Origin of the sequence: Pseudomonas baetica (genome assembly GCF_051216495.1) — a bacterium.
GTDB classification, from domain to species: Bacteria; Pseudomonadota; Gammaproteobacteria; order Pseudomonadales; family Pseudomonadaceae; genus Aquipseudomonas; species Aquipseudomonas baetica_B.
In genome coordinates, this window is sequence record NZ_JBPKAM010000167.1 from 1 (window position 1) to 8,205 (window position 8,205).

Sequence of the window (8,205 nt, forward strand, 5' to 3'; positions counted from 1 at the left end):
CGTTCCCACGGGCGAGTGCATTCCAACTGTGGGAGCGAGCCTGCTCGCGAAAGGGCCGGTAGTCCTGACCAATCAATATCGGTTAAACGGATTCCCGGACTTCCACCAATTGCCCCAACCGACTGCGCGTACGGGCCAGGTCAATGGCTTCGCCACCCAGGCTTTCGCGCAGCGAGCGCTGCCCGAGCAAGATCAGGTACTTGTCCTGATCGTACAAAACGTCCACCAGATTGATGAAGCGCTGCTGGGCGGCAATCGAACAGTCGGCCAGGTTGGGCAATTGGTCGATGATCCAGTGATCGAAGCGTCGGCACAGTTCCAGATAGTCCATGACGGCAGTGGGGTGGTCACACAGGTCGCTGAAGGTAAAGCCGATAGTGCGTCCGTCGCGGTAACGAGCCGGAAGATGGCGGGTGCCGACCGGCAGGGCGATGGCCGGCGCATCGGCGGCCGGCAGGTTCGAGGCCTGACGCTGTGCTGGCGTGGCGGGCCAGACATACTGGCCCTGGGTGAACAGCTGTTGCGCGTGGGTTCTGGCCTGGCTGCGGTAGTCGTGCGGCCCGCCAACTTCCATCACCTGCATGCGCCCGTTGATCAGGTCAATCACCGGTTTGAAGCGCGCGTGGTACAGCGGGTTGGGCAGCAGGCCTTCCGGCGGGTAATTCGACGTGACGAGCAGCAGGATGCCCCGGCCGAATAACGCTTTGAACAGGCGCGTGATCAGCATCGCATCGCCGATGTCGTGGACGTGGAACTCGTCGAAGCACAGAACCCGACAATCGTGCAGCAGTTCATCGAGGGTGGTCGCCAGCGCATCGGGCTGATCGCGATGCTTGAACATCCCCTGATGCAACCGGGCAAAAAACTCGTGGAAGTGCAGGCGCTGTTTTTCCGCGACGGGGATGGCCTGGAAGAAACCATCGAGCAACCAGCTCTTGCCGCGGCCTACTGCGCCGTGCAGATAGAGCCCGGGCCGGGGTTGCGCCACGGCATCCAGCAACGTCGCGGCGTGCTGCGCCATGCTGTCGATCACCCGCTGCTGGCTGAGGCTGAGGGTATAGCCCTGGGAATGGGCCTTGCGGTGAAAGTAGTCATGGATGACCTGGCCACCCACGGTGCTGTTGCTCGACGCTTTGCCAAAGAGACGGCGCCACGATGTCCAGCGTGGTGTGAGTCGCGAACGGTTGGGCGGTCGAACGGCCACTGTGATTTCACCCCGATATCTTCAGGCAGGCTCCCCGAGCTGCGGCGGCATAGTGTAACCAGAGGCGGGAATTTGCTTCCAGTTGTGTCGATGGATTCAGGGCGGTTATTGGACAGAAAACTGCGGTGTGTACAGCTTATTGCGCGTTACCACGGGATGTTATCCGGTAATGGCAATGCGAAATCACTTCTTTTTAATGGATCCAATTTTTGTCCATCGACTGGCGATTTCATGGCGCATGGCTAACCTGAGTGTTACAGGACACCCCGCAAAAGGAATGGGGCCGTGAATGGACATGTGGTACTGGCAATCTTGAGCGTTGGGCTCAGCTCGATCGTATCGGCCGCCGAATTCCAGGTTCAGGTGCGGGTCGATGTGCAACGCGGCTGTCAATTGGTCGGGCAACAACGCACTGCGGGCGTCGAGCAACTGGGCGTGCTGGACTTTGGCAGTACCGCGCGGTTGGACAATCCTGCCGGGCCACTGGGGGCTGCGCTGATGAACGAGCGCTTGCCACGGCTCGAATGCAACCCCGATACCCCTTATCAATTACGCGTCGATGGCGGCCTGCACGGCGGCGTCGGCGACGTGCGCTACATGGCGGGCAATACCGAACACAGCAAACCCATTCCCTATCGGCTTTATCAGGATCCGGCGCGACGTATTCCGCTGGTGGTGGATGTGCCGGTGAGCGGTCGTGTGCCGGATACGGGCTCGGTGGATTTGCCGCTGTACGCCCGTATCGAACCGTTGGTCGGGATTCCCCATGCCAGTCGTTATTCGGATGTCGTGAAGGTGACGCTTATCTGGTAAGCGCATCGGCAACAAGCCACCTGGCGGAGCCCGGGTTATGCAGGGACGGGTCGTTTGAGGATGAACGACGGCTTTTTCAGATCCTGAGGGATTGGGATGGATATGATGACGAGGTTCTGGAAGGTTTTTGCCGCGAGCGCACTGATGCTGCCGGCCGGCATCGCGCCAGCAGCCGTCAGCGGGCAAATACAGGCGCGGCTGACCCTCATCGCCGGTTGCGAAGTGACCAATGGTACTGACTCCGGCAACCCGGTCAGTGATTTCGGCACCCTGGATTTCGGCCAGCAAGGCCCGACCTGGGACAACCCGATCGAGGCCCGCATCTCTGACGAAGCCAGCGGCAGGTTGAATGTGGCCTGCAATCCCTCGGTTACCGGTTTCACCGTCACCATCGATGGTGGCACCCATGGCGACGGCACCACGCGTCGCCTGAGCAATGGCCGCCAGACCATTGCCTATCAACTGTTCCTCGATGCATCCGGCAACCAGAGCTACAGCATCGGCCAGCAACACAATTTCGCTGTCACCAGTGGGGCGCAGATACCGATCCCGGTATTCGGCTCGGTGGTGGCCAATACCCGCGCGCTGCCGGCCGGTGTCTATTCCGACACCCTGACGGTGACGCTCGACTGGTAACCCCGTAGAGGACGGACACCATGCGTACGTTTGCATCAAGGATAGGTTTGTCGTTGCTGGGCCTGACGCTGGCGTCAGGCGCCCAGGCTGCCACCACGGTCACTGGCCAGATTACCTCCAGCCTGATCCTGATCAGCAGTTGCCAGGTCAACGGCTCCGGTGGCTCTTCCGGCCTGAATTTCGGCGCCTTGAATTTCGGCACGGCCAATAGCCTGTTCACCACGGCCACTGGACAAGTGCTGGGTGGTGGCGGCGGGGCACTGTCGATTCTTTGCTCTGCCGGCACCACGCCGACGGTCAAGGTGCGTGCCGGGGCCCACGACGGACAATCGCCGGGCGGTACCCGGGCGTTGTACGACGGTGTCGCCAATTATGTGCCGTATGACTTGTACACCGATGCCGGGCACTCGCAGCTGTTGGCCATCGACGGGGTGATCAATCTCGCGCCCAGTACCGGCGTGGCGCAGACGGTGAACATCTACGGTCAGGCGCTGGGCAAGGCCGGGCTGCCGGCGGGCACCTACACCGACACCATTTCCGTCGAACTGACGTTCTAGGGTCATGTATCGCCACGGCTGTGCGCTGCTGTTGCTGATGTGTGCAGGCAGCGTGCCTTCGCCATTGTCGGCGGCCACCAGCCAGAGCTTCCAGGTTAGCGCCACGATCACCCCCGGTTGCCTGGTGGTTGGCGGGGTGTCGAATTACGGCAGCCTGAATTTCGGCAGTCGCTCGGCGTTGGCCACAGGCACGGTGCAGGTGGCGTTGACCGCAGGCGTGCAGTTGCAATGCACGCCGGGCGTGACGCTGAACATGAGCGTCGATGGCGGACAGTACAACAATGGCGGGCGGCACATGCAGCTCAGCACCGGCAGCAACCGCGTGGCCTATCAGCTGTTTCGCGATGCGGCGTTCAGCCAGAGCCTGGGAATCGGCCAAAGCGTGGCGGTGGCCTATAGCGATGCGAACAACATCAGCCTGCCGATTTACGGTCAGGTGCAGTTACCGGGAAACCAGCCCGGGGGGACATACAGTGATGTGCTGCAGGTGCAGCTGTCGTGGTAACGGGATAATCGGATCATAAGGAGATGGCACATGCATTCACCTTCGCGGCGACTATCGGTCGTGCGTCATGCGCTATTGGCACTGCTGTGGCTGGGGATGGCCAAGGTGCAGGCCGCCAGCTCGGTGCTGATCTGGCCGATCGATCCGGTGCTGGAAGCCGATCAACAGGCCAGCGCCCTTTGGCTGGAAAATCGCGGCAGCGAAACCGCCAATCTGCAAATCCGAGTGTTTGCCTGGAGCCAGAGCGGCTTCAGCGATCAATACCAGAATCAGCGCGACGTGATCGGCAGCCCACCTGTGGCAAAGATCGAACCGGGCCAGAAACAACTGGTGCGCCTGACCCGCACCCGGGAAATCCCGCCGGGGCAGGAGCTGGCCTATCGCATCATCATCGATGAGATTCCCTCGGTGAAATCCCCCGCGGCAGACGATGGAAAAACCGCGGCGGCGATTCGTTTCCAGATGCGTTATTCGGTGCCGTTGTTTGCCTATGGTGCCGGCCTGTGGAGCAAGGAGGACACCACCCGCCAGCGCGATCCGAAAGGCGTAGGCCTGCCGGATCTGAGTTGGCGCACGGTGGCGGTGGATGGGCGTCCCTATGTCGAGGTGCGCAACCAGGGCGCGGTGCATGCGCGGTTGACCGATGTGTCGCTCAAGCAGGGCAACCAGGCCAAACCGCTGGTGGAGGGGTTGCTGGGATACGTATTGCCCGGCGCCGTGATGCGTTGGCCTGCGCCGGGCCCGGTGGCCGTCGACCAGGCGTTGCAGGTGAGGGTCAACGGTGCGGCGCAAGTGCAGAGTATTGCGCCGTCTCTTTGATTGCAGTTGATTTTCTGTGGCGAGGGAGCTTGCTCCCGCTGGGTTGCGAAGCAGCCCCAACCCAGGCCGCACCGTTTACCAAATACACCCCGTTGAATGGATTGGCGACTGCTTCGCAGTCGAGCGGGAGCAAGCTCCCTCGCCACAGGAAGCTTTTTGCCTGCGGTTGAATTGCGGTGGGGTAAAGGAGACAAGGTCCATTGACGGACAAAAAGCGGTAATGAGCCAGGGTAGGGCTCGCAGTGTGCAGCGTCCGTTGTGGGCCGTTGGCTGTGCCTGTTGCCTGGCATTCGTTCATCACGCAGAGGCCGGTGACTTGCCGCCTCCGCCCAGCGGCATGGAGGCGGTGGCCGATGCGCAGTTGTTCCTGGAATTGGTGGTCAACCGGATGAACACCGGACGGGTCGTCGCGGTCGAGCAGCGCAACGGACAGTTTTTCCTGCCTGCCAGTGCGTTGCGTGAAACCGGCATGAAGCTGCCGGAAAACATCGGCGCCGAAGTCGGCCTCGACAGCTTGCCGGGGTTGCACAGCGAGTACGACAGCAACGCACAGCGCCTGTTGCTCGACGTGCCGCCGGACTGGCTGCCCGAGCAGTTTGTCGGCCGACGCGAAGCCTACCCGCGTACCCCCGCCCTGAGCAGTTTCGGCGCCCTGTTCAACTATGACCTGTACCTCAACGACACCGATGATGCCGGCACCTACCTGGCGGCATGGAACGAAGTGCGGCTGTTCGACAGCTGGGGCACGCTGTCCAACACCGGGCAATATCGCCGCACGATGTCGGGGGACGAGGTCGGCACGCTGAACAATGGCTACCTGCGCTATGACACCACCTGGCGTTACTCCGATGATGATCGGCTGCTGACCTACGAAGCGGGTGATCTGGTCAGTGGTGCCTTGCCCTGGAGCAACTCGGTGCGCCTGGGCGGTGTGCAATGGTCCCGTGATTTCGGCGTGCGCCCGGACCTGGTGACTTATCCCTTGCCACAATTCGCCGGTGAAGCGGCCGTGCCGTCTTCGGTGGATTTGTTTATCAACGGCTACAAATCCAGCAGTGCCGATCTGCAACCCGGTCCTTACACACTGACCAATATTCCGTTCATCAACGGTGCCGGCGAAGCTGTAGTGGTCACCACCGATGCGCTGGGGCGACAGGTTTCGACTACTGTGCCGTTCTACGTCACCAGCAGTTTGCTGCAAAAAGGCCTGACGGACTTTTCCGTGGCGGCCGGCACCTTGCGCCAGGACTATGGTCTGCGGGATTTCAGTTATGGCCCCGGTGTCACCTCCGGCAGCCTGCGCTATGGCCTGAGCGATCACTTCACCCTGGAGAGTCACGCCGAAGCCTCGGATTCCCTGACCCTCGGCGGCATTGGTGGCAACGTGCGCCTGGGGAATTTCGGGGTGCTCAACAGCGCCATCAGCCAAAGCCGTTTCGACAGTGAAAGCGGGCAGCAATTGAGCCTGGGTTATCAGTACAGCAGCCAGCACTACAGCTTCTCCTGGCAGCGTTTGCAACGGCGTGATCAATACGCCGACCTGACGGTACTTGACAGTCCGTACACCACCCTCAGCCAGCGCAGTGAACAGGCGACCCTGAGTCTCAACCTCGACACCTGGGGCAGCTTGGGCGTTGGCTATTTCGACGTGCGCGCGGCGGACGATTCGCGTACACGCCTGCTCAACCTGACTTGGAGCAAACCCCTGTGGCACAGCAGTAGCTTTTACCTGTCGGCCAACCGCGAGATTGGTGACAGCAACTGGGCGGTGCAGGCGCAACTGGTGATTCCGTTCGACTTGCGCGGCAGTCTGGCCATCAGCAGCGAACGCAGCAAGACCGGGCAGTCCCAGCAGCGGGTCAACTACAGTCGTGCCGTGCCGACTGAAGGCGGGGTGGGCTTCAATCTCGGTTACGCCAAAGGGGACGGACCAGATTACCGGCAGGCCGACCTGACCTGGCGCCTGCAATCGGTGCAATTGCAGGCTGGCGTCTATGGCACATCAGAGGCTGAAACCCGTTGGGCCGACGCCAGCGGATCGCTGGTGTGGATGGACAACCAAGTGTTCGCTGCAAATCGTATCGACGATGCCTTTGTGGTGGTCAGCACCGATGGCTTTGCCGACATTCCGGTACGCTACGAAAACCAGCAGGTCGGCCAGACCGATCGCAACGGTCACCTGTTGGTGCCCTGGAGCAGCGCTTACTACCGCGGCAAATACGAAATCGATCCCTTGAACCTGCCGGCCAACGTGCGCAGTCCGAACGTCGAACAACGCATCGCGGTACGCCGTGGCAGTGGTTATCTGCTGGAGTTTCCGTTGAGCCGGGTGATTGCTGCGAGCATCGTGCTGGTGGATGCGCAGCAACAGGAATTGCCTCTGGGTAGCGGTGTGGTGCACGCGCAAAGCGGCACGCAAACCGTGGTGGGTTGGGACGGTCTGGTGTACCTGGAAAACCTGCAGCAGAAGAACGACCTGCAGGTGACCCTGGTCGATGGCAAAACCTGTCACGTGCAGTTCACAATTGATGTGAATCAGGATCAGATTCCGTTGCTCGGGCCGTTGGTGTGCCGATGAAATGGCTGGTGCTGCTGGTGCTCTGGCTACCGGGTTCGGCATGGGCATTGTGCTCGGTGGTCCCCACCACGCCAGCAGGCTTCGGCTCGCTGAGTTCGATTGCCGTGCGCACCACGTCACAACCCAGTTCCACGCTCAATGGTGGCTTGAGTTGCACCGGCTCGTTGCTGACGTTGTTGAGCAGTAACGATCACTTCTGGGCCACCGTCACCTCGACCCGGAGCGGGTTGCTCGGGCCCACCGGCGATGTCATCGGCTACTCGATCTACGCCAACAACAGCACCAGTTATCCGTTGACCCGTGGCACCGCCTTCGACTTCGCCCGCAATGGCATCATCGATGCGCTTGGCTTGCTCAACGGCACGGTGCCGAAAACCGTGCCGTTGTATTTCGCAACCACGATCGGCAGCAACGTCGCCGCCGGGGTGTATAGCGAAACCCTGAGCATTTTCTGGAACTGGAATTACTGCGCCGGGATCGGCGTTGGAGGCGTTTGTCTGGGGCGTGATATCAGCAGCGGCACTACCACGCTGACGGTCAATCTGACGGTAGCGAACGACTGTACGATCACGGCACCGAACATTGCCTTTGGTAGCGCGCCGGTGGTCAGCGCGTTCGCCCCGGTCACCGGGCAGACTATCAACCTGGCCTGCACCAAGGGCAGTGCCTACACCGTCGGGCTGAGCGATGGTCAGAATCCAGTCAGTGTCGGGGGGCGGCGGCGGATGGTTTCCGGTGGTAATTATCTGGCCTATGACATTTTCAAAAGTGCCGGTACGACCCGTTGGGGCAGTGTGGGCGCTGCACGTCGGGCCAGTTCCGATGCCGAGGTCAATCCGGGAAATGGGTTGGGGACGGGGAGTCAGATCTTCAATTACAACGCGAAGATCTACACCGATCAGACCACGCCGCCGGCGGGGACTTACCTGGACAACGTGGTGCTGGATGTGGGGTTTTGAAGCCTGACGGCCTGAGCCGATTTAGCGGATGTCCGCAATTCAATTGTGGGGGCGGGGGGGGGGGGGGGGGGGGGGGGGGGGGGGGGGGGGGGGGGGGGGGGAGGGGGGGGGGGGGGGGGGGGGGGGGGGGGGGG

8 protein-coding genes are annotated in these 8,205 nt (G+C 61.6%); 7 read left to right on the forward strand and 1 reads right to left on the reverse strand.

Features of this window, described 5'->3' with window-relative positions:
• Positions 1-82: 82 nt before the first annotated feature.
• The gene (zapE, locus tag ACSFE6_RS29910; protein WP_435430979.1) at positions 83-1,204 is read right to left on the reverse strand and encodes a cell division protein ZapE; all 1,122 of its coding nucleotides are present in this window, start codon (positions 1,202-1,204) and stop codon (positions 83-85) included.
• A 285-nt stretch (positions 1,205-1,489) separates the two neighbouring features.
• Between zapE and ACSFE6_RS29915 the strand changes: the two genes are divergently transcribed.
• From ACSFE6_RS29915 to ACSFE6_RS29945, 7 genes are all read left to right on the forward strand, one after another.
• On the forward strand, positions 1,490-2,017 hold the full coding sequence (locus ACSFE6_RS29915; protein WP_435430980.1) for a Csu type fimbrial protein: 528 nt from the start codon (positions 1,490-1,492) through the stop codon (positions 2,015-2,017).
• A 102-nt stretch (positions 2,018-2,119) separates the two neighbouring features.
• Complete coding sequence (locus tag ACSFE6_RS29920) at positions 2,120-2,653, forward strand: Csu type fimbrial protein (RefSeq protein ID WP_435430986.1); 534 nt, start codon at positions 2,120-2,122, stop codon at positions 2,651-2,653.
• Positions 2,654-2,673: 20 nt separating this feature from the next.
• Entirely contained in the window at positions 2,674-3,210 is a 537-nt protein-coding gene (locus ACSFE6_RS29925; RefSeq protein ID WP_435430981.1) for a Csu type fimbrial protein, read from the forward strand.
• 4 nt (positions 3,211-3,214) lie between these two features.
• Positions 3,215-3,715 carry a Csu type fimbrial protein gene (locus tag ACSFE6_RS29930; protein WP_435430982.1) on the forward strand — a complete coding sequence of 167 codons (501 nt, stop codon included), beginning with the start codon at positions 3,215-3,217 and terminating at the stop codon, positions 3,713-3,715.
• 30 nt (positions 3,716-3,745) lie between these two features.
• Positions 3,746-4,534, forward strand: coding sequence for a fimbrial biogenesis chaperone (locus ACSFE6_RS29935; RefSeq protein WP_435430983.1), 789 nt, complete (start codon positions 3,746-3,748; stop codon positions 4,532-4,534).
• Between the two features lie 220 nt (positions 4,535-4,754).
• Positions 4,755-7,112 (forward strand): fimbria/pilus outer membrane usher protein, encoded by a 2,358-nt coding sequence (locus tag ACSFE6_RS29940; RefSeq protein WP_435430984.1) that lies wholly within the window; start codon positions 4,755-4,757, stop codon positions 7,110-7,112.
• Positions 7,109-8,071 carry a Csu type fimbrial protein gene (locus ACSFE6_RS29945; RefSeq protein WP_435430985.1) on the forward strand — a complete coding sequence of 321 codons (963 nt, stop codon included), beginning with the start codon at positions 7,109-7,111 and terminating at the stop codon, positions 8,069-8,071. Before ACSFE6_RS29940 ends, ACSFE6_RS29945 begins: the two co-directional genes overlap by 4 nt.
• Positions 8,072-8,205: the final 134 nt, after the last annotated feature.

Excerpts from the sequence above, each read along its gene's own strand:
- ACSFE6_RS29920 (WP_435430986.1), top strand. The coding sequence starts at position 2,120 with ATGATGACGAGGTTCTGGAAGGTTTTTGCCGCGAGCGCACTGATGCTG.
- ACSFE6_RS29925 (WP_435430981.1), top strand. The coding sequence starts at position 2,674 with ATGCGTACGTTTGCATCAAGGATAGGTTTGTCGTTGCTGGGCCTGACG.
- ACSFE6_RS29930 (WP_435430982.1), top strand. The coding sequence starts at position 3,215 with ATGTATCGCCACGGCTGTGCGCTGCTGTTGCTGATGTGTGCAGGCAGC.
- ACSFE6_RS29935 (WP_435430983.1), top strand. The coding sequence starts at position 3,746 with ATGCATTCACCTTCGCGGCGACTATCGGTCGTGCGTCATGCGCTATTG.
- ACSFE6_RS29940 (WP_435430984.1), top strand. The coding sequence starts at position 4,755 with ATGAGCCAGGGTAGGGCTCGCAGTGTGCAGCGTCCGTTGTGGGCCGTT.
- ACSFE6_RS29945 (WP_435430985.1), top strand. The coding sequence starts at position 7,109 with ATGAAATGGCTGGTGCTGCTGGTGCTCTGGCTACCGGGTTCGGCATGG.